This is a genomic window from Saccharomonospora amisosensis, assembly GCF_011761185.1.
In the GTDB taxonomy this organism is placed as follows: domain Bacteria; phylum Actinomycetota; class Actinomycetes; order Mycobacteriales; family Pseudonocardiaceae; genus Saccharomonospora_A; species Saccharomonospora_A amisosensis.
Window position 1 is genome coordinate 1,899,617 of record NZ_JAAOYM010000001.1, and the last position, 18,536, is coordinate 1,918,152.

The 18,536-nt window shown below is 69.5% G+C and carries 17 protein-coding genes; 15 read left to right on the plus strand and 2 right to left on the minus strand.

Features of this window, described 5'->3' with window-relative positions:
* The first annotated feature begins 26 nt into the window (after window positions 1-26).
* Window positions 27-1,517: a sodium:solute symporter family protein gene (locus FHU38_RS09210; RefSeq protein ID WP_167168959.1), complete on the plus strand. Its 1,491-nt coding sequence runs from the start codon at window positions 27-29 to the stop codon at window positions 1,515-1,517.
* A gap of 55 nt (window positions 1,518-1,572) precedes the next feature.
* Here FHU38_RS09210 and FHU38_RS09215 read toward each other — a convergent pair whose 3' ends face one another.
* Window positions 1,573-2,250, minus strand: a complete 678-nt coding sequence (locus FHU38_RS09215; RefSeq protein ID WP_167168962.1) for an MBL fold metallo-hydrolase — start codon at window positions 2,248-2,250, stop codon at window positions 1,573-1,575.
* Between the two features lie 89 nt (window positions 2,251-2,339).
* Here FHU38_RS09215 and FHU38_RS09220 point away from each other — a divergent pair, with 89 nt between their 5' ends.
* The 4 genes from FHU38_RS09220 to FHU38_RS09235 are packed head-to-tail and all read left to right on the plus strand — an operon-like array spanning window position 2,340 to window position 7,510.
* Complete coding sequence (locus tag FHU38_RS09220; RefSeq protein ID WP_167168965.1) at window positions 2,340-3,572, plus strand: acyltransferase family protein; 1,233 nt, start codon at window positions 2,340-2,342, stop codon at window positions 3,570-3,572.
* A 54-nt stretch (window positions 3,573-3,626) separates the two neighbouring features.
* Window positions 3,627-6,485, plus strand: coding sequence for an excinuclease ABC subunit UvrA (gene uvrA, locus FHU38_RS09225; protein WP_167168968.1), 2,859 nt, complete (start codon window positions 3,627-3,629; stop codon window positions 6,483-6,485).
* A gap of 59 nt (window positions 6,486-6,544) precedes the next feature.
* A complete protein-coding gene (locus FHU38_RS09230; RefSeq protein ID WP_167168971.1) occupies window positions 6,545-7,054 on the plus strand; it encodes an SRPBCC family protein in 510 nt (169 codons plus the stop codon).
* A 57-nt stretch (window positions 7,055-7,111) separates the two neighbouring features.
* On the plus strand, window positions 7,112-7,510 hold the full coding sequence (locus FHU38_RS09235; protein WP_167168974.1) for a RidA family protein: 399 nt from the start codon (window positions 7,112-7,114) through the stop codon (window positions 7,508-7,510).
* 117 nt (window positions 7,511-7,627) lie between these two features.
* Here the strand turns inward: FHU38_RS09235 and FHU38_RS09240 are convergent, their stop codons facing one another.
* A complete protein-coding gene (locus FHU38_RS09240) occupies window positions 7,628-7,996 on the minus strand; it encodes a DUF1844 domain-containing protein (protein ID WP_167168977.1) in 369 nt (122 codons plus the stop codon).
* Between the two features lie 260 nt (window positions 7,997-8,256).
* Between FHU38_RS09240 and infC the strand changes: the two genes are divergently transcribed.
* The 10 genes from infC to FHU38_RS09290 all read left to right on the plus strand — a co-directional run bounded on the left by infC (window position 8,257) and on the right by FHU38_RS09290 (window position 18,532).
* The gene (gene infC, locus FHU38_RS09245; RefSeq protein WP_040925738.1) at window positions 8,257-8,835 is read left to right on the plus strand and encodes a translation initiation factor IF-3; all 579 of its coding nucleotides are present in this window, start codon (window positions 8,257-8,259) and stop codon (window positions 8,833-8,835) included.
* Between the two features lie 104 nt (window positions 8,836-8,939).
* Complete coding sequence (rpmI, locus tag FHU38_RS09250) at window positions 8,940-9,134, plus strand: 50S ribosomal protein L35 (protein WP_167168979.1); 195 nt, start codon at window positions 8,940-8,942, stop codon at window positions 9,132-9,134.
* 72 nt (window positions 9,135-9,206) lie between these two features.
* Window positions 9,207-9,584, plus strand: a complete 378-nt coding sequence (gene rplT / locus FHU38_RS09255; RefSeq protein WP_167168982.1) for a 50S ribosomal protein L20 — start codon at window positions 9,207-9,209, stop codon at window positions 9,582-9,584.
* A complete protein-coding gene (locus tag FHU38_RS09260; RefSeq protein ID WP_208416146.1) occupies window positions 9,581-10,393 on the plus strand; it encodes a TrmH family RNA methyltransferase in 813 nt (270 codons plus the stop codon). The genes rplT and FHU38_RS09260 overlap by 4 nt, the downstream gene beginning before the upstream one ends.
* Before the next feature lie 102 nt (window positions 10,394-10,495).
* Window positions 10,496-11,563 (plus strand): phenylalanine--tRNA ligase subunit alpha, encoded by a 1,068-nt coding sequence (gene pheS / locus FHU38_RS09265; protein ID WP_167168985.1) that lies wholly within the window; start codon window positions 10,496-10,498, stop codon window positions 11,561-11,563.
* Window positions 11,563-14,103 (plus strand): phenylalanine--tRNA ligase subunit beta, encoded by a 2,541-nt coding sequence (pheT, locus tag FHU38_RS09270; protein WP_167168988.1) that lies wholly within the window; start codon window positions 11,563-11,565, stop codon window positions 14,101-14,103. Before pheS ends, pheT begins: the two co-directional genes overlap by 1 nt.
* Window positions 14,104-14,254: 151 nt before the next feature.
* Window positions 14,255-15,283, plus strand: a complete 1,029-nt coding sequence (gene argC / locus FHU38_RS09275; RefSeq protein ID WP_167168991.1) for an N-acetyl-gamma-glutamyl-phosphate reductase — start codon at window positions 14,255-14,257, stop codon at window positions 15,281-15,283.
* Window positions 15,280-16,431, plus strand: a complete 1,152-nt coding sequence (argJ, locus tag FHU38_RS09280; protein WP_167168994.1) for a bifunctional glutamate N-acetyltransferase/amino-acid acetyltransferase ArgJ — start codon at window positions 15,280-15,282, stop codon at window positions 16,429-16,431. Before argC ends, argJ begins: the two co-directional genes overlap by 4 nt.
* Window positions 16,428-17,348, plus strand: coding sequence for an acetylglutamate kinase (argB, locus tag FHU38_RS09285; protein ID WP_167168996.1), 921 nt, complete (start codon window positions 16,428-16,430; stop codon window positions 17,346-17,348). The genes argJ and argB overlap by 4 nt, the downstream gene beginning before the upstream one ends.
* A complete protein-coding gene (locus tag FHU38_RS09290; protein WP_167168999.1) occupies window positions 17,348-18,532 on the plus strand; it encodes an acetylornithine transaminase in 1,185 nt (394 codons plus the stop codon). Before argB ends, FHU38_RS09290 begins: the two co-directional genes overlap by 1 nt.
* Window positions 18,533-18,536: the final 4 nt, after the last annotated feature.

Consider the following 18,536-nt stretch of genomic DNA (forward strand, 5'->3'; position numbering starts at 1 on the left):
GACGGCCGCTCACACCGGAGACTGTCGTGATCATTATTGGGGTCGGCCTCAGCGTTCTCGCCATCGTCGTCATCGGGTTGGCCGTCGCGCGCAAAGTGGACGGTGACGCCACCAACTTCCTCGTCGCGGGACGCTCTTTGGCGTTGCCGCTGTCGGCTGCCGGTCTCATGGGGCAGGCGGTGGACACCAACGCGACACTCGGCAACACCGATCTGTCGGCGGCGGCCGGCTTCTGGGCCGGGGCGAGCCTGCCCATCGGACTGGCAGGCTGCCTCGTACTGACCGGGCTGTTCTTCGCCAAACGCATGAACCGGATGAAGTTGCTGACGATCGCCGACTTCTACCGGCGTCGCTACGGCCGAGGGGTCGAGATCGTGGCTTCCGTGCTGATGATTTTCAGCTTCTGCATCCTGCTCGCGGGCAACCTGGTGGCGGGCGGCTACCTGTTCGAGCAGTTCCTCGGCACCAGCTACACCGTTGGGGTGCTGCTCATCGTCTTGGTGGTGGTCGGGTACACGGCGGCGGGCGGAATGTTCAGTGACGCGTACACGGCGTTCGCCCAAATGATCATCACGGTGTGTGCGACGCTGGCGTTGTTCGCGTGGGTGGCGGCGCGGTACGGGATCACGATCCCCGAGGGCATGGGCCCGTTCGACCTCGGTCAACTCGGCGATACCGAGCAGGGCGCGCCGATGAACTGGGCGACCCTGTTCGCGCTCGGTGTCGGAGACATCGTCGCGATCGACTTCATGCAGCGGATCTTCGCGGCGCGCTCGCCGAAGGTCGCCCAGCGGGCGTGCTTCGTCGGCGCGCTGGGCACCCTCGCGGTCGGTGTGCCGTTCTCGCTCGTGGCGCTGTCCAGCGGCGAGATCCTCGGGCCCGAGGGCGCGGAAGGGCCGGTCCTGTTCGCGGTACTGGAGCGGGCGGCGCCGCCCGCGCTGACGATCCTGGTGCTGTCCGGCATCGTGGCCGCTTCCTGCTCCACGGCCAACGGCGCGATCCTGGGAACGTCGGCCGTCGCGGCGCGCAACGTGTTCGGCGTGCGGATCGGTGAGACGCCCTCCGGCTCCGACCAGTTGCTTCGCGCCACACGCTTCATGTTGTTGCCGGTGGTCGGTGTCGCGGTGTTGTTCGCGCTGCGGGTGCCCGAGACCGGCATCCTGCTGACGCTCGCGTTCGACGTGATGCTCGCCGCGTTGGCGGTCCCGTTCGTGCTGGGCCACTACTGGCGGCGTAGCTGCACGGCAGCGGCGGTCGCGGCGATCGCGGTCGGCTCAACCGTACGGCTGGTGCTGTTCGTGCTCACCCCCACCATGTACGGGGCCCCGAACACGCTGTGGTACGTGCCGAACGATCTCGTCGGTGCGGGACTGGACGGGTGGGTCACGTTCCTCGCCGCGGCGGCATCGCTCGTGGCCTTCGTCGTTGTGGCGCTGGCGCGGCGGCCGCAGCCGGTGCCGGACGTGTTCACGGAAGGGCAGCAGCGACCACGTCGCGTGGCGAGTCCGGCTTCCTGACGGCCCGTGGCCGTCGCGACCACCGCGGGGCGGCAGCATGCGGCTGCCCGTCAGCTCACCAGCCGCGCTCGCGCCACTGCGCCAAGTTCGGACGCTGCTCGCCGAGCGTGGAGTCGTCGCCGTGCCCGGGGTAGAACCATGTCTCGTCGGGCAGCACAGCGAAGACACGCTGTTCGACGTCGTCGATGAGCGAGCGAAAGTCCTGCTGCGATTTGGTCTTGCCGACCCCACCGGGAAACAGTGAGTCGCCGGTGAACAGGTGCGGGTGCCCCTCGGGGTCGCGGTACAGCAACGCGATGGAGCCAGGGGTGTGCCCGCGCAGGTGGATCACCTCGAGGGTGCACTCGCCGACGGCCACCGTGTCCCCGTGCTCCAGCAGGAAATCGGGCGGCACGGGCAGTGGCTCGGCGTCGGCGGGGTGCGCGGCGGTGTTGGCACCGTAGGCACCGGCCACGGCGCCGAGCGCCTGCCAGTGGTCGGGGTGCTGGTGGGTGGTGACGATCGTTCGCAGCGACGGGCGGTCGTCGTCGTGACCGATGAGGTCGGAGATGCGCTCGGGGTCGTTGGCGGCGTCGATCAGCAACGCCTCGTTGCTGTCCCGGCAAACCAGCAGGTAGGCGTTGTTGTCCATCGGGCCGACCGACAGCTTCGTGATGGTCAGTGCGCCGAGGGTGCGCCGCGCGGCGTCCCCTCCCGGCTCCACATGGCCGGTGTACTCCTCTACGACGTTCACGCGGCACACCGTAGTCGCTTCGCGAGCCCCCATCGAGCGCCGGTCGTGTCGCCCATTAGTGTTCGTGCACCGTCAACCCGAGGAGAGGTGTGACCACTGGCGCCCGACTCGGCGCAGCGTCGGCTGCGTCATCGCAGTCCTCGCAGTCTTCGCAGTCCTCACGATCGTCTCGGAAGCTGAGCTGGGACCTCATCCGCGTTGTCGCGATCGGGTTCGTCGTCATCGGGCACGTAGCCGGGCTTGCGTCGCTGGTACCCGGCATCGCGCCGTATCCGGACGAGCTGCGGGCACTGCGAATCCCGTTCGGGACGGTGACGCTGCTGGTGCTTTCCGGCTACTTCGTGGGACCGACGCTGCGGCGCGGCGACGCGGGTCGCTGGTTCCGTGCGCGGCTGGCGAGACTGTTGCCCGCGTACCTGACGGCCGTGCTGATCACCTACGTCGTCACCCGCCTGGTTGTGGTGGACTTCAACGGCTGGTACCACCACGACGGGCTGTACGGCCTGCTGTTCGCGCCCCCGATCGTTCCGGAACAGCCCGTGCCGGGCGCGCTGCCACCGTGGCACGTGCCCGACCTCAACGACCTGCTGCTCAACCTGCTGTTGCTGCACGAATGGAACCCGGACTTCTATCACCGCATCGACGGCTCGTACTGGACGCTGCCCGTGCAGGTGGCCGCGTTCGCCGCCGCCGCCCTGTTGTGGCGCGCCGGATTGCGGCACAGGTTCCGCCCGCACACCGTGCTGTGGGCGGTGACGCTGGTCTCCGCCGCTTCGCCAGCGCTGAGCCTGCTCTTCAGCACCCTGCCCGCGGGGACCGGCCTGTCCCGAGCCCATCTGTTCGCGGCAGGGCTGGCGATCTGGTTGTGGCAGGAGCGAAGGCTCGGTAGCGGGCACCTAGCCGGCCTGCTGCTGGCCACGTTGGTGCTGCACGCGGTCTGGACGAGCCCGCCGGTGCCCGCCTCGGTGGCCGGTTTCGCGATCATGCTGGTGGCCATGTGCTTCGCTGCCCGGGGGCCGGACTGGGCCGTCGGCCCGCTCGCGCGGCTGCGGCGCCCGATCTCGTGGCTGGCGGGCATCAGCTTCGGCCTGTACCTGGTGCACCAGCAACTCGGCTACGTCGTGGCGAGGCTGCTCACCGAAGCCGGGGTGTCCGCGTGGTGGCTACGCTTGACACTGGTGGTCGGTTTCGCGGTGATGGCGGCGTGGCTGCTCACCGTGCTGGTCGAGCGGCCCGCGTACCGGGCGCTGACCAGGCCGTCCCTGCGGGCCGCGACGGCGGTGGGTCGTCCGCCGTCCGGTTCTGTCGGTGGCTCGCCCTAGCATGGTGTCGGCCGGGCTTCCCGGCCGTCCACAGACCAGTTGAAGGGACCCCGGGTGGCTGATCGCCTTGTAGTCCGTGGCGCCCGCGAGCACAACCTCCGCGGCGTCGACATCGACCTGCCTCGGGACAGCATGATCGTGTTCACCGGGCTGTCCGGCTCGGGCAAGTCCAGCCTGGCGTTCGACACGATCTTCGCGGAGGGGCAGCGCCGCTACGTGGAATCGCTGTCCGCCTACGCCCGCCAGTTCCTCGGGCAGATGGACAAACCCGACGTGGACTTCATCGAGGGTCTTTCGCCCGCGGTGTCGATCGACCAGAAGTCCACCTCCCGCAACCCACGCTCCACCGTCGGCACGATCACCGAGGTACACGACTACCTGCGACTGCTGTACGCGCGGGCGGGCAAGCCACACTGCCCGCAGTGCGGCGAACCGATCAGCAAGCAGACCCCGCAGCAGATCGTGGACCAGGTGCTGGCGATGGAGCCTGGCACGCGATTCCAGGTGCTGGCGCCGATCGTGCGCGGCCGCAAGGGCGAGTACGTCGATCTGTTCGCCAATCTGCAGCAACAGGGTTACGCCCGCGCCCGCGTCGACGGCGCCGTCCACTCCCTCACCGAACCGCCGAAGCTCAAGAAGCAGGAGAAGCACGACATCGGGGTGGTTGTCGACCGGCTCACCGTCAAACCCACCTCCAAGCAACGGCTCACGGACTCGGTCGAGACCGCGCTTCGGCTCGCCGACGGTCTGGTGGAACTGGAGTTCGTGGACCTGCCCGAGCACGACCCGCACCGGGTGCGCGGCTTCTCCGAGAACCTCGCCTGCCCCAATGGTCACGCGCTGGCGATCGAGGACCTGGAGCCGAGGTCGTTCTCGTTCAACTCGCCCTACGGGGCATGCCCGGAGTGCACCGGTATCGGGGTGCGCAAGGAGGTCGACCCGGAGCTGGTCGTGCCCGACGACGAGCTGTCACTCGCCGAGGGCGCCATCGCGCCATGGTCGGGCGGGCAGAGCGCGGAGTACTTCCAGCGGCTGCTGGAGTCGCTCGCGGAGACCATCGGCTTCCGTACGGACGTGCCGTGGCGCAAGTTGCCCGCGAAGGCGCAGAAGGCGGTGCTGCACGGTGTCGACGAACAGGTGCACGTCCGCTACCGCAACCGCTACGGCAGGCAGCGTTCCTACTACGCCACGTTCGAGGGTGTCATCCCGTTCCTGGAGCGGCGGCACGAGCAGACGGAGTCCGACTACGCGCGGGAACGCTATGAGGGCTACATGCGCGAGGTGCCCTGCCCGGCGTGCCAGGGCAGCAGGCTCAAACCGGAGATCCTGGCCGTCACCCTGGAGCACTCCACGCAGGGCAGCCGCTCGATCGCCGAGGTCAGCGCACTGTCCATCGCGGAGGCGTCGCGGTTCCTTGACGGGCTGGTGCTGGGCAAGCGCGAGGCGATGATCGCGGGCGCGGTGCTGAAGGAGATCCAGGCCCGGCTGCGGTTCCTGCTGGACGTCGGACTCGACTACCTGTCGCTGGACCGCGCCGCGGGCACACTCTCCGGCGGTGAGGCACAGCGAATCCGGCTCGCGACCCAGATCGGCTCAGGCCTGGTGGGCGTGCTCTACGTGCTGGACGAGCCGTCCATCGGCCTGCATCAGCGCGACAACCACCGGCTTATCGAGACGCTCACCAGGCTGCGCGACCTCGGGAACACGCTGATCGTGGTGGAGCACGACGAGGACACCATCAGGGCCAGCGACTGGGTGGTCGACATCGGTCCCGGCGCGGGCGAGCACGGCGGAACCATCGTTCACAGCGGCCCGTTCCGAAAGCTGCTGAGCAACAAGCGGTCGCTGACCGGTGACTACCTCGCGCGGCGCAAGGAGATCCCGGTCCCACCGGTGCGCAGGCCCGCCGATCCGAAGCGGCAACTGACGGTCGTCGGGGCACGGGAACACAACTTGCGCGGCATCGACGTGTCCTTCCCGTTGGGCTGCCTGGTCTCGGTCACCGGTGTCTCCGGTTCGGGCAAATCCACGCTGGTCAACGACATCCTTGGCACGGTGCTGGCCAACAAACTGAACAACGCGCGGCAGGTGCCGGGCAGGCACACCCGCGTTCGCGGGCTCAACCATGTCGACAAGCTGGTGCGGGTCGACCAGTCACCGATCGGCCGTACCCCCAGGTCCAACCCCGCCACCTACACCGGTGTGTGGGACCACGTGCGCAAGCTGTTCGCGGCAACCACCGAGGCGAAGGTGCGTGGCTACCAGCCAGGGAGGTTCTCGTTCAACGTCAAGGGCGGGCGCTGCGAAGCGTGCGCGGGTGACGGCACGATCAAGATCGAGATGAACTTCCTGCCCGACGTGTACGTGCCGTGCGAGGTGTGCAAGGGCGCGCGCTACAACCGGGAGACCCTTGAGGTGCACTACAAGGGCAAGACGGTTTCGGACGTGCTCGACATGCCGATCGAGGAAGCCGCCGAGTTCTTCGAACCGATCAGGGCGATCCACCGCCACCTGCAGACGCTGGTGGACGTCGGGCTCGGCTATGTGCGGCTCGGGCAGCCTGCGCCCACCCTGTCAGGTGGGGAGGCGCAGCGTGTGAAGCTCGCCAGTGAACTGCAGAAGCGCTCGACCGGAAAGACCGTCTACATCCTCGACGAACCCACCACCGGCCTGCACTTCGAAGACATTCGCAAGCTGCTCGGCGTGATCAACGGACTGGTGGACAAGGGCAACACCGTGATCGTCATCGAGCACAACCTCGACGTGATCAAGACTTCCGACTGGCTGCTGGACTTGGGCCCCGAGGGTGGCTCCGGCGGCGGCGCGCTTGTCGCCGAGGGCACGCCGGAGCAGGTCGCCGCCGTCGAGGAGAGTTACACGGGGCGGTTCCTGGCTCCCATTCTGCGAAGCTGACCGGCAAGCTGACCGGAAACGCCTCGCCGGGCACAGCCGTCGCGGCGGATACTGACGCAGTGTCGCTGACCAGTTACCTGTTCCGGGCAACCTGGACGATCAACGCTTCGCCCGATGCCGTGTTCGCCGCCGTGGTCGACGTGGCCTCCTATCCGCGGTGGTGGCCCGATGTGCGCTCGGTCCGGCCCTGCGACGACGACAGCGGCGCGAACGACAGCGGCGCGAACGACAACGGCGCGAACGACAGCGGCGGCGCCGACACCGACACGGCACTGCTGGTCTGCCGCTCGACGCTGCCGCTGCCCATCACGGTGCGGATGAGGCGGGTGGAGCAGAACCGGCCCGCAGGCAGGGTCGCGGTCGCGCTCACCGGTGACCTAGAGGGCATCCTGACCGGTCTGGTCCTGGCCGAGGACGGCACCCGGCTGGAGATCACCCAGCGGGTGGTGGTGCGCACAAGACTGCTGCGGTCGCTGTCCCTCGTGGCTCACCCGCTGCTGCGGGTCAACCACGCCATGATGATGCGACGTGGCCTGCGTGGGCTGCGTGCCCACGTCGATAGCGGATGACCGGGCGACACCCGCGATGTCACGCACCGGCAGGCACGGACGACGAAGGAGATCAGCATGACCGCACAGCAGCCCAAGACCGCGATCAGCACGAGCAAGGCACCGCCACCGGTGGCGGCCTACTCGCAGGCTGTCCGCAAGGGCAACGTGCTACAGGTGGCGGGCCAGGTCGCGCTCGACCCCGCTACCGGCAAGCCGGTGTCCGCAGCGGTGGCCGAGCAGACGCGGCAGGTGTTCGCCAACCTCGAAGCGGTGCTGGCCGCCGCGGGCGCGAGCCTTGCCGACGTGCTGATGATGCGGGTGTACCTCACCGACGTCGCGCACTTCGCCGAGTTCAACGCCACCTACAACGAACTGGTCAGCGAGCCCTATCCGGCGCGCACGACGGTCTACGTCGGGCTGCCCGATCCGTTTCTGGTGGAGATCGACGCACTGGCCGTGCTGGATCAGCGCTAGCTGGTGGACGGAGCCCCAGGGTCCTCGGCGACGCCGAACTCGCGGGCGGGAACGCAGAACTCGCGGGCGAGAGCGGGGGACTCGCGGGCGAGAGCGGGGGACTCGCGAGGGAGAAGGTCAGTGGACCGGACCGGTGTACTTCTCCCCGGGGCCCTGCCCCGGCGGGTCCGGCACGGCGGAGGCCTCCCGGAACGCCCGCTGCAGGGACTGCAACCCGTCGCGCAGCGGCGCGGCGTGCAGGCCGAGATACTCGGCGGAGGAGGTGACCAGACCCGCGAGCGCGGTGATCAGCCTCCTTGCCTCGTCGAGGTCACGATGCGGGCTGGATTCCGGCTCCGCGTCGGCCAGGCCAAGCCGCTCGGCGGCGGCCGACAACAGCATCACGGCCGCCCTGCTGATCACCTCGACACTGGGAATCTCCCGCAGTTCGCGCACGTCGGGGGAATTTTCTCCGAGTTCGCCCGCGTTGACTGTGTCGTCTTGCACTTCTGGTACCCTTCCATGAGCGACCAGCCTCCGAGCGATCGGGGGCCGCAAGTGGAGCCCCGCTCCCACCCGCGTCGCCGCCGAGGCGGCCGGGTCCGGTCACGCGGCATCCCGGCGGTGGTCCCGTCGGGTGGCCGTGCAAGCGTCCGGCGAGCACTGGATGCGGATCGGATTGAGGGCCCCGCACACGGGTACGACACTACCTGTGCCGGGGCCCGTGGCATGTGGGCGCCAGGGTCGGGACACGAGAACAACGACACTTGGACCAAGGAGGCCCCATCAGCTCCGATACGCGCATCAACGAGCGCATCCGCGTCCCCGAGGTACGACTCGTGGGACCGAACGGTGAGCAGGTCGGCATCGTCCGGATCGAGGACGCGCTCCGGCTTGCCCAGGAGGCCGATCTCGATCTGGTCGAGGTCGCTCCGCAGGCGCGCCCGCCAGTGGCCAAACTCATGGACTTCGGCAAGTTCAAGTACGAGAGTGCGCAGAAGGCCCGTGAGTCGCGCCGCAACCAGCAGCTCACCGTCATCAAGGAACAGAAGCTGCGTCCCAAGATCGACCCGCACGACTACGAGACGAAGAAGGGCCACGTGTCCCGCTTCCTCTCCGCGGGCAACAAGGTCAAGGTGACGATCATGTTCCGCGGGCGTGAGCAGTCCAGGCCGGAGCTCGGTTTCCGGCTACTGCAGCGGCTCGCCGACGATGTGTCCGAGCTGGGCTTCGTCGAGTCGTCGCCGAAGCAGGACGGCCGCAACATGATCATGGTGCTGGCTCCCCACAAGAACGCGAAGGCCAAGTCGAAGGCGGCCAAGGACGCAGGCGGCGACGAGGCCTGACCGCCGACATCGGCGTCGGCGCAGGTGACATCCGCTTCGCGCGGTGTCGCCGAAACCCAGCAGCACACCGCTCGCCGGTGTGCTGCCGTCTGAAAGAGGGAAGAATGCCGAAGAACAAGTCCCACAGCGGGATGTCGAAGCGTGTGAAGGTCACGGGCAGCGGCAAGATCCGTCGCCAGCAGGCCGGTCGGCGCCACCTGATGGAGAAGAAGTCCAGCCGCGTCACGCGCAGGCTCGAGGGCACGACCGAGGTCGCCGCTGCCGACGTTCGCCGCGTCAAGCGACTGCTCGGTCGCTGAGTCCGAGCGAGAACCCGCTCCCAACCCATCGGGGCGCCGCAGGTGCCCCCCCGAGACTGACAGGATGGACCCGTGGCACGCGTCAAGCGGGCGGTGAACGCCCAGAAGAAGCGTCGCGCAACTCTCGAGCTGGCCAGTGGTTATCGTGGCCAGCGTTCGCGGCTGTACCGCAAGGCGAAGGAGCAGACACTCCACTCGCTGAACTACGCCTACCGGGACCGCCGTGCCCGCAAGGGTGACTTCCGCCAGCTGTGGATTACCCGCATCAACGCGGCGGCCCGCGCCAACGGCGTCACCTACAACCGGTTCATCCAAGGCCTCAAGGCCGCCGGTGTCGAGGTCGACCGCAAGATCCTGGCCGAACTCGCGGTGAACGACGCGGCGGCATTCACCGCGCTCGTCGAGGTGGCCAGGAACAGCCTCCCGGCCGGCGAGCAGAAGTCGGCCTGATCAGCGACAGCTCACCCGGGCACGTCCTGTATACCCACAGGACGCCCCGGGTCGTCGCGGCAAGGCGCCTGACCACCCGCTCCGGCAGGGCCGAGGCCGGTCGCTTCCTCGCCGAGGGCGCGCAGGCGGTACGGGAGGCCCTGACGCACGGCCGGGTGCGCGAGGTGTTCGTCACCGAGCCCGCGTTCTGCCGCCACGAGGAGCTGCTGCGGCGCGCACCCAAGGTCTCGCTCGTCACGCAGCGGGCCGCCGAGCTGCTGTCGGAAACCGTGTCGCCACAGGGCATCGTGGCGGTGTGCGAGGAGATCACCGTTCCGCTCGCGACAGCGCTGGCGGGCGTCCCCCGTCAGGTTGCCGTGCTCGTCGGAGTCACCGACCCCGGTAACGCCGGAACGGTGCTGAGGGTGGCCGACGCCGCGGGTGCCGATGCGGTGGTGTTCGCGGGAGAGGCCGTCGACGTGCACAACGGCAAGTGCGTGCGTGCCTCCACAGGAAGCCTGTTCCACCTTCCCGTCGCAACGGAACGCGATGTGGCCACGGTGCTGGCGCAGTGTCGGCGTGCCGGGTTGCGCACCGTCGCCGCGCACGGCTACGCCGAGCACGATCTCACCGCGGCGCCGTGGCTTCGGGAGCCGACGGCGTGGCTGTTCGGAAGTGAGGCCCACGGGCTGCCACCCGAGGTGCTCGAAGCGGCCGAGACGGCCGTGCGCGTTCCCATTCTCGGCAGGGCGGAGAGCCTCAACCTCGCCACGGCCGCCGCCGTATGCCTGTACGCGCGGGTACTGACCCACGGCCAGGCCGAAGGGTGATCCGCGCGTGTCAGCACCGATCACATAGAATCCGCTCGTCAACCGCTCACCGTGCGCTCGCGCCGCGTGCGGCCGCAACCGTCAGCGGACGTTCGAGGAGTCATGTCCGAAACCTTCGACGAACAAGAGTCGAGTCAGGCCGAGCCGCTCGCGCCCGAAACCCTGCAAGCGGCGATCAAGTCGGCTGAGGAGGAGTTCGCGGCCGCCGCCGACCTGGACGAGCTGGCCGCGGTGAAACCCGCCCACCTCGGTGACAACTCTCCGCTGCTGCTCGCCCGCAGGGCGATCGGATCACTGCCCAAGGACGGCAAGGCCGAGGCCGGCAAGCGGGTCAACGAGGCGAGGCAGGCGATCCAGACCGCGTTCGACACCCGGCGTGCGGCACTGCAGGCCGAGCGGGACGAGCGGGTACTGCGCGAGGAGGCCGTCGACGTCACGCTGCCGTGGGACCGGGTTCCCCGTGGCGCGCGGCACCCGATCACCACCATCGCCGAGCGCATCGCCGACGTCTTCGTGGGCATGGGCTACGAGGTCGCAGAGGGCCCGGAACTGGAGGCAGAGTGGTTCAACTTCGACGCGCTCAACTTCGGTAAGGACCACCCGGCCCGGCAGTTGCAGGACACCTTCTACGTCGCACCCGAGGGCTCCAACCTGGTGCTGCGCACGCACACCTCCCCGGTACAGGCGAGGGCGCTGCTGCACAGGGAGCTGCCGGTGTACGTGGTGTGCCCTGGACGGACCTTCCGTACCGACGAACTCGACGCCACGCACACTCCTGTCTTCCACCAGGTCGAGGGGCTGGCGGTGGACAAGGGCCTCACCATGGCACACCTCAAGGGCACCCTCGACGCGTTCGCCAGGGCGATGTTCGGCGAGGAGTCGGGCACCAGGTTCCGGCCGCACTTCTTCCCGTTCACCGAACCTTCCGCCGAGGTGGACGTCTGGTTCCCGGAGAAGAAGGGCGGTCCAGGCTGGGTCGAGTGGGGCGGCTGCGGCATGGTGAACCCGAACGTGTTGCGGGCCTGCGGTGTCGACCCCGACAGCTACTCCGGGTTCGCCTTCGGAATGGGGCTGGAGCGCACGCTGCAGTTCCGCAACGGCATTCCCGACATGCGTGACATGGTGGAGGGTGACGTCCGGTTCACCCTGCCCTTCGGAACGGAGGCGTAGTGCGGGTCCCCGTCAGCTGGCTGAAAGAACACCTCGAGCTCAGCGACGACGTCACGGCGGAGCAGCTTGCGGACGCCTTCGTGCGCGTCGGCATCGAGGTCGACGGCGTGCACGAACTCGAACCGGTACAGGGGCCGCTCGTCATCGGCCGGGTCGTCGAGATCACCGAGCTCACCGAGTTCAAGAAGCCGATCAGGTACTGCCGGGTGGACGTGGGCGCGGTCGCAGGCGACGCCGACCGCGACGAAGACAGTGCCGACCGTGACGCTGTCGAGTCCGTGTTGCCACCCACCAACGGCATCATCTGCGGTGCCACCAACTTCGCGGAGGGCGACCTGGTCGTGGTCGCACTGCCGGGTGCCGTGCTGCCAGGCGGGTTCGCCATCTCGGCGCGCAAGACGTACGGGCACGTCAGCGAGGGCATGATCTGCTCGGCGCGCGAACTCGGCCTCGGCGACGACCACACGGGCATCCTCGTGCTGCCCTCCGGCACGGCCGGTCCCGGCGACGACGCTCACGAGGTACTGGACTTCGACGACGCCGTGCTGGAGCTGGAACCAACCCCGGACCTCGGCCACACGCTGTCGGTCCGCGGCCTGGTGCGGGAACTGGGGTGCGCGCTGGACGCGCCGTTCGGCGACCCGGGCGCACAGGACGTGCCCGACGCCGAGACCGACGCGTGGCCGGTGCACATCGAGGACACCGAAGGCTGCCGCAGATTCGTGCTGCGCAGGGTGACCGGGCTCGACGCGGGTGTGCCTACTCCGTGGTGGATGCGGCGCAGGCTGCTGCTGGCGGGGATGCGTCCCATCTCGCTGGCCGTGGACGTCACCAACTACGTGATGCTCGAACTCGGCCACCCGCTGCACGCCTTCGACACCGGGTCCATCAAGGGTGACCTGGTGGTGCGCAGGGCCAAGGCGGGGGAGAAGCTCACCACGCTCGACGACGTCGAGCGGGAGCTGGACCCCGACGACGTGGTGATCGCCGACGACACCGGGGCGATCTCGCTTGCGGGCACCATGGGCGGGGCGAGCACCGAGATCAGCTCCAGCAGCACCGACGTGCTGCTGGAGGCGGCGCACTGGGACCCGGCGTCGATCAGCAGGACCGCCCGAAGGCACCGGCTGTTCTCCGAGGCCGCCAAGCGTTTCGAGCGCTTCACCGACCCGGAGTTGTGCGCCGTGGCCGTCGAGCGCGCGGCCCGGCTGCTGCGGCAGTACGGCGACGGTGGCATCCAGCCTGGCCGCACCGACGAGGGGCAGGTCGATCCGCCCGCCGCCATCACGATGCCGATCAGCCTGCCCGACCAGGTGGCGGGGGTGCGCTACGAGCGCGGTGTCACCGTGCGCAGGCTGACCCAGATCGGTTGCCGGGTCGCGATCGGCACCGGCGACGACGGCACCGCCGTGGTCACAGCCGTACCGCCGAGCTGGCGCGCTGACCTCGTACAGCCCATGGACCTCGTGGAGGAGGTGCTGCGGCTGGAGGGCTACGACAGCATCCCGTCTGTGCTGCCCGCCGCGCCGGCGGGCCGTGGGCTCACCGAGGCGCAACGCCGCAGGCGCGCCGTCTCAAGGGCACTGGCGGAGGCGGGCTACGTCGAGGTGCTGCCGTTCCCGTTCGTCTCGGCGTCGGTGTGGGACGCGTTCTCGCTGCCCGACGACGACGCACGCAGGCGCACCATGACCGTGCTCAACCCGCTGGAGTCGGACAAGAACCAGCTCGCGACCACGCTGCTGCCGGGGTTGCTGGAGACGTTGCAGCGCAACATCTCGCGCGGCTTGCGTGATCTGGCGCTGTACCACATCGGGCAGGTCGTGCGGCCGGGGGCGGAGCAGGGCGCGGCGCCCGACCCGAGGGTGGACCGCAGGCCGGACGAGCGGGAACTGGCCGCGCTCGAGGCGGCCGTGCCCGCCCAGCCGTTGCACGTCGCGGCGGTACTTACCGGGCAGCGCAGGCGCGCGGGCTGGTGGGGCGCCGGTGAGGACGCCAACTGGGCCGACGCGGTCCAGGCCGCGCGGCTCATCGGCGAGGCCGCGGGCGTGAAGGTTCGCACCGAGTCGGCGGACATGCTGCCGTGGCACCCGGGTCGCTGTGCGCGCCTGCTCGTGGACGGCGTTCCGGTCGGCCACGCGGGTGAGCTGCACCCGAAGGTGGTCGAGGCGCTTGAGCTGCCGAGGCGGACGGTGGCGATGGAACTCGACCTGGACGCCGTGCCGCTGGTGCGGCGCAGGCCCGCACCGTCGATCTCGCCGTTCCCTCCGGTGCTGCTCGACGTCGCGCTCGTGGTGGACGCCCAGGTCCCCTCGGCCGAGTTGGCCGACGCGCTGCGCGGCGGTGCGGGCGACTTGATCGAGGACGTCACGCTGTTCGACAGCTACACCGGTGAGCAGATCGGCGAGGGCAACCGGTCGCTGGCGTACAAGCTGCGGTTCCGCGCGCCTGACCGCACGCTCACGGTGGAGGAGGCGACGCGGGCGCGGGACGCGGCGGTGGAGGCCGCGAAGGAGCGCTTCGGGGCGGTTCTGCGCGGCTGAGACTGACTGCCCGCGAGTCCCCCGCTCCTGCCCGCGAGTCCCCCGCTCCTGTCCGCGAGTTCTGCGCTCGTGCCTACCATCGAGAGCCGTGAACGAGTGCCGCGACGAATCCCGTTTGATTGATCTTGCGGCATGATGCATAATCATTCACATGACGGTAAAGGTAGCGGTGGCCGGAGCGAGCGGCTACGCGGGCGGCGAGGTGCTTCGCCTGCTGCTCACCCACCCCGAGGTGGAGATCGGGGCGGTGACGGCGGCCAGTAGCGCCGGAACTCCGCTCGGCCAGCATCACCCGCACCTGGCTCCGCTGGCGGACCGTGTGGTCGGCGAGACCACCACCGAGGCACTGGCGGGGCATGATGTGGTGTTCCTCGCGCTGCCGCACGGGCATTCCGCTGAGATCGCCGCGCGGCTGGGACCCGACGTCGTCGTGATCGACCTCGGCGCCGACCACCGGCTGGCGAGTGCGCAGGACTGGCAACGGTGGTACGGCGGCGAGCACACGGGTCACTGGCCGTACGGGCTGCCGGAGCTACCAGGAGCGCGAGAGCGGTTGCGCGGCGCGAGGCGCATCGCCGTTCCCGGCTGCTTTCCCACGGGCGGCACGCTGGCGCTGGCACCGGCGTTCGCGGCGGGTCTCGCCAAGCCCGAGGCCACGATCGTGGCCGTCACCGGCACCTCCGGCGCGGGCCGCAGCCTCAAGCCGCACCTGCTCGGCTCCGAGGTGATGGGCTCGGCCAGCGCCTACGGTGTCGGCGGCGCTCACCGGCACACGCCGGAGTTCATCCAGAACCTCAGCGCCGTCGCGGGCCGCCCGGTCGCGGTGTCGTTCACGCCGGTGCTCGCGCCGATGCCTCGTGGCATCCTCACCACCGCTTCCACTCCGCTCGCCACCGACGCCGACGCCGAGGCGGTTCGCGTGGCGTACGAGAAGGCGTACGCGGCCGAGCCGTTCGTACAGTTGCTGCCGACCGGCGCGTGGCCGACCACGGCCGCCACACTGGGATCGAACAACGTGCAACTGCAGGTCACCGTAGACGCCGACGCCGGTCGGCTGGTGGCGGTCGCGGCCATCGACAACCTCACCAAGGGCACCGCCGGCGGCGGAGTCCAGTCCATGAACATCGCCCTCGGCCTGCAAGAGACCGCGGGGCTGTCCACCGTTGGAGTCGCGCCGTGACGATCACAGCCCCGAAGGGTTTTCGCGCCGCCGGTGTCACAGCGGGACTCAAGCCAAGTGGCAAGCCTGATGTGGCACTCGTGGTCAACGACGGGCCCGGTGACGCCGCCGCCGCCGTGTTCACGACCAACCGCTGCAAGGCCAACCCGGTGCTGTGGAGCGAGCAGGTGATGACCGACCGCAGGGCGAAGGCCGTCGTGCTCAACTCCGGCGGTGCCAACTGCTACACCGGCCCGCAGGGTTTCCAGAACACCCACGCCTCCGCCGAGCAGGTAGCGGAAGGGCTCGGGATCGGCCCGATCGACGTCGTGGTGTGCTCCACCGGCCTGATCGGTGACCAACTCGATGCCGAGAAGCTGTCCACCGGCATCGCGGGTGCCCTCGCCGACTTGTCCGACGGCGGCGGCGCCGCGGCCGCGGAGGCGATCATGACCACCGACACCCGCAGCAAGCAGGCGGTGCGGGAAGGCTCGGGCTACCGCGTCGCGGGCATGGCCAAGGGCGCGGGCATGCTCGCCCCCGCGCTGGCGACGATGCTGGTCGTACTGACCACCGACGCCGACGTGGACGGCTCGACCGCCGACCGCGCGCTGCGGGAGGCCACCAGGGTTACCTTCGACCGGCTCGACTCCGACGGCTGCATGTCCACAAACGACACCGTGCTGCTGATGTGCAGCGCGGCGTCCGGGGTGCGGCCCGACGAGGCTGAGTTCTTCGAGTTGGTGCGGCAGGTGTGCCACGACCTGGCCATGCAGTTGCTTGCCGACGCCGAGGGCGCCGAGCACGAGATCGCGATCGAGGTGGTGGGCGCCGCCAGCGAGTCCGACGCGGTGGAGGTGGGCAGGGCGATCGCCCGCAGCAACCTGTTCAAGTGCGCGGTGTACGGCAAGGACCCGAACTGGGGACGCATTCTCGCCTCGGTGGGAACGACCAGCGCGGCGTTCGAACCGGACGAGCTCGACGTGGCGTTCAACGGAGTGTGGGTGTGCCGGGGCGGCGGGCCAGGAGAGCCAAGGGGCAAGGTGGATCTCACCGACCGCGCCGTTACCGTCACCGTCGACCTCAAGGCGGGCACGGAATCGGCCACCGTGTGGACCAACGACCTCACGCACGCCTACGTGCACGAGAACTCGGCGTACTCGACATGACCGACTCGCAGTCCCTGATCGGTGCCGACGAGCGCCTGGTGAGCGCGTCGCAGAAGGCGGAGGTGCTCATCGAGGCGCTGCCGTGGTTGCGGCGTTTCCACGGCGCCACCGTTGTCGTCAAGTACGGCGGCAACGCGATGACCGACGACGCCCTCAAGCGTGCCTTCGCCCAGGACATGGTGTTCCTGCGGATAGCGGGGCTGCGCCCGGTCGTTGTGCACGGCGGCGGGCCGCAGATCTCGGCGATGCTGGACCGGCTCGGGCTCGCCGGCGAGTTCAAGGGCGGCCTGCGGGTCACCACGCCGGAGGCCATGGACGTGGTGCGGATGGTGCTCGTCGGGCAGGTGAGCAGGGAACTGGTCGGCCTGATCAACGCGCACGGGCCCTACGCCGTCGGCATCTCCGGTGAGGACGCGCACCTGTTCACCGCGGAACGCAAACAGGCCACTGTGGATGGTGAACCGGTCGACGTCGGGCTGGTCGGGGAGGTCGCCGACGTCAACCCCGACGCGGTGCTCGACATCGTCAACGCGGGCAGGATACCCGTGGTGTCCACAGTGGCTCCGGACGTCGACGGCGTGGTGCACAACGTCAACGCCGACACGGCGGCTGGCGCGCTGGCCGCCGCGCTCGGCGCGGAGAAGCTGGTGGTGCTCACCGACGTGGAGGGCCTGTACGCCGACTGGCCCGACCGGTCCTCACTGGTGGACCGGATCACCGCGGACCGGCTCGAGCGGATGCTGCCCGACCTGGCCAGCGGCATGATCCCGAAGATGGAGGCGTGCCTTCGGGCGGTCAACGGTGGCGTGCGCAGGGCACACGTGATCGACGGCAGGATCGCGCATTCGGTGCTGCTGGAAGTGTTCACCTCGCGGGGCATCGGCACGATGGTCCTGCCGAAGGACGGGGGCGAGTAGTGTCCAACCAGGACAACCAGTCGCGGTGGCAGTCCACGATGATGAACAACTACGGCACGCCGCAGTTGACGCTGACCCGAGGTGAGGGCGCGGTGGTGACCGACGCCGACGGCAACCGCTACCTCGACCTGGTCACCGGAATCGCGGTGAACGCGCTCGGCCACGCGCACCCCGCGATCGTGGCAGCCGTGACCGAGCAGGTCGCGACGCTGGGCCACACGTCCAACCTCTACATCAACGAGCCCGCCCTGACACTCGCGGAACGCCTGCTCGAACTGTCCGGCGTGGCCGGTGGGAAGGTGCTGTTCTGCAACTCCGGCGCGGAGGCGGTCGAGACGGCCTTCAAGCTCACCCGGCGCACCGGCAGGACCAAGGTGATCGCCACCGACGGCGGGTTCCACGGCCGCACCATGGGCGCGCTGTCGCTGACCGGCCAGCCGGGCAAGCGCACGCCGTTCGAGCCACTGGTGCCAGGAGTCCGGCACATCCGCTACGGCGACGTCGCCGCGCTGGAGGCCGAGATCGACGACGAGACCGCCGCGTTCGTGGTCGAGCCGGTGCAGGGCGAGAACGGTGTGGTCGTCCCGCCCCACGACTACCTGCGGGCGGCACGGGAGCTCACCAGCAGGCACGGTGCGCTGCTGGTGGTGGACGAGGTGCAGACCGGCATCGGCAGGCTCGGCAGCTGGTTCGCCTTCCAGCAGGCGGGCATCACTCCCGACGTGTTCACCCTCGCCAAGGGCCTCGGTGGCGGGTTGCCGCTCGGCGCCTGCGTCGCGGTCGGTGAAACGGCCTCACTGTTCGAGCCGGGACAGCACGGCACGACCTTCGGCGGCAACCCGGTGTGCTGCGCCGCGGCGCTGGCCGTGCTCGACACGATCGAGACCGAGGGCCTGCTTGAGCAGGTGAGTACGGTCGGCAAGGAGCTTCGCGACGGCATCGAACGGCTGGAGCACCCGCTGGTGCTGGGTGTGCGTGGCCGGGGACTGTTGCTCGCCGTGCTGCTGCGTGAGGCGGTCTCGGCCAAGGTCGCCGCCGCCGCGCAGCGAGCGGGCTTTCTGACCAACCCGGTGCAGCCGGACGTGCTCCGGCTCGCCCCGCCGCTGGTGTTCAGCCGGGAGCAGGCGGCCGAGTTCCTCGCGGCCCTGCCCGGCGTGCTGGACGCCACCACCGAGAAGGGCTGACGAT

Bases quoted from the DNA above. Each gene is read 5' to 3' on its own strand.
- FHU38_RS09235 (WP_167168974.1), top strand. From the start codon at position 7,112: ATGACCGCACAGCAGCCCAAGACCGCGATCAGCACGAGCAAGGCACCG.
- rpmI (WP_167168979.1), top strand. From the start codon at position 8,940: ATGCCGAAGAACAAGTCCCACAGCGGGATGTCGAAGCGTGTGAAGGTC.
- pheS (WP_167168985.1), top strand. From the start codon at position 10,496: ATGTCCGAAACCTTCGACGAACAAGAGTCGAGTCAGGCCGAGCCGCTC.
- argC (WP_167168991.1), top strand. From the start codon at position 14,255: ATGACGGTAAAGGTAGCGGTGGCCGGAGCGAGCGGCTACGCGGGCGGC.
- argB (WP_167168996.1), top strand. From the start codon at position 16,428: ATGACCGACTCGCAGTCCCTGATCGGTGCCGACGAGCGCCTGGTGAGC.